Origin of the sequence: Puniceibacterium antarcticum (assembly GCF_002760615.1) — a bacterium.
Lineage (GTDB): Bacteria > Pseudomonadota > Alphaproteobacteria > Rhodobacterales > Rhodobacteraceae > Puniceibacterium > Puniceibacterium antarcticum.
The window spans coordinates 1-1,703 of record NZ_AWWI01000185.1 but is presented as its reverse complement, the minus strand read 5'-3'; the positions used below and the strand labels follow the sequence as shown (position 1 = coordinate 1,703).

The following is a 1,703-nucleotide window of genomic DNA, read 5'->3' as shown; positions in this document are numbered from 1 at the left end:
GCCGCCTCGATCACCGCCCCCACCCCCTGCGCGCGCAGCCAGTCGGCACACACCATCCCGCGCTGCAAAGCCGCAGGCCAGTCCCGCACCACACGCTCCGCCTCACCCAGCAGCACCAGCGCCCCCGGAACGCGTCGCGCCAGCACCCGCGCTTCGGCCGCGCCGCCGACAATCAGAACTCTGCCCTGCGAATGATCCTTCATCCCCCCCGTGATAGCCGCGCCCCCTGTGCCAGACCACAGCAAAGACACCCCTCTTGGCTTCTTCTCTTCAAAAATACGCCACGGGGGTGCGGGGGTGTGAAACCCCCGCTCCGACACCAGCCACACAACGCCATCCCGGGCGGCTGAAACCCCTCTCATCCCACTTGCGCAGACCCCGCTTCCCCCCTAACCAAGCTCCATGAACACGCAAGACACCCGCACCCGCCGCAATGTCACGGTCCTGGTCATGGCGCAGGCCATTCTGGGCTCGCAGATGCCGATGATCTTCACCATCGGCGGGCTTGCGGGCCAGTCACTGGCCTCCAACATCTGCTTTGCCACACTGCCGATCTCGCTGATCGTGCTCGGCTCCATGCTGACAGCGACGCCGATCTCGTGGTTCATGCAGCGATATGGGCGCCGCGCCGGGTTCATCCTTGGCACGCTCGGCGGGGCCATTGGTGGCATTGTCGGCGCCATCGGGCTCTACCTCGCGTCTTTCCCGATCTTCCTGATCGGCAGCCTGTTCACAGGCATCTACATGTCCGCGCAGGGCTTTTACCGCTTTGCCGCCGCTGACACCGCCTCTGAAACCTTCCGGCCCAAGGCGATTTCCTATGTGCTGGCCGGTGGCCTCGTCTCGGCCATCGTCGGCCCGCAGCTGGTCAAGTTCACGGCGGATGCCTACGTGATCCCCTTCCTTGGCACCTACATGGCGGTGGTCGGCGTGAACCTTGTCGGCTCATTGCTGTTCCTGATGCTTGATATCCCCAAACCGCCCATCGCCGCCCATGACGCCCCAAAGGGGCGCACAAGGTGGGAGCTGATCACCACCCCCCGCATCGCCGTCGCCGTGATCTGCGCCATGGTCTCCTATGCGATGATGAACCTTGTGATGACCTCGACGCCTCTGGCAGTTGTGGGCTGCGGCTTTGACAAATCCGATGCGGCGGATGTGGTCACCGGCCATGTGCTCGCGATGTTCGTGCCCTCCTTCTTCACCGGCCATCTGATCAATCGCTTCGGCGTGGAACGCATCCTCGCCATTGGCCTCGTGATCCTTGGCGCTGCCGGCGTGGTGGCCCTGAACGGAGTCGAGCTTGAGAATTTCTTTATCGCGCTTGTGTTGCTGGGCATCGGCTGGAACTTTGGCTTCATCGGTGCCACAACCATGCTCTCCGGCGCCCATGCGCCAGAAGAGCGCGGCCGCATGCAGGGCATGAACGACCTGCTGGTCTTCGGTGGCGTCACCATCGCCTCGCTTGCCTCGGGGGGGCTGATGAACTGCTCGGGTGGCACCGCTCAGGAAGGCTGGACCGCCGTCAACCTCGCCATGGCCCCCGCTCTGGTCCTCGCCGGGGGCGCGCTGATCTGGCTCTGGCTGCAACCCAAAGGGCAACGCGCCGCATAAATTAAGACTTTAACTTGCGCTACGGATCATCTCCGTTCAGCCGGAACGCTACCAGCGCCCCGTTGCCGCCTGCCACATCAGCCGCAACC

2 protein-coding genes are annotated in these 1,703 nt (G+C 64.2%); one reads left to right on the top strand and one right to left on the bottom strand.

Going from position 1 to position 1,703, the window contains the following annotated elements; genetic code table 11:
- Window positions 1-203: hypothetical protein (locus tag P775_RS26720; protein ID WP_218967773.1), on the bottom strand; the 203-nt coding region annotated here is incomplete at its 3' end.
- Window positions 204-402: 199 nt separating this feature from the next.
- Here P775_RS26720 and P775_RS26715 point away from each other — a divergent pair.
- Window positions 403-1,614, top strand: a complete 1,212-nt coding sequence (locus P775_RS26715) for an MFS transporter (protein ID WP_099913843.1) — start codon at window positions 403-405, stop codon at window positions 1,612-1,614.
- Window positions 1,615-1,703 lie beyond the last annotated feature (89 nt).

Coding starts and splice junctions, on each gene's coding strand:
- P775_RS26715 (WP_099913843.1), top strand. CDS start 403: ATGAACACGCAAGACACCCGCACCCGCCGCAATGTCACGGTCCTGGTC.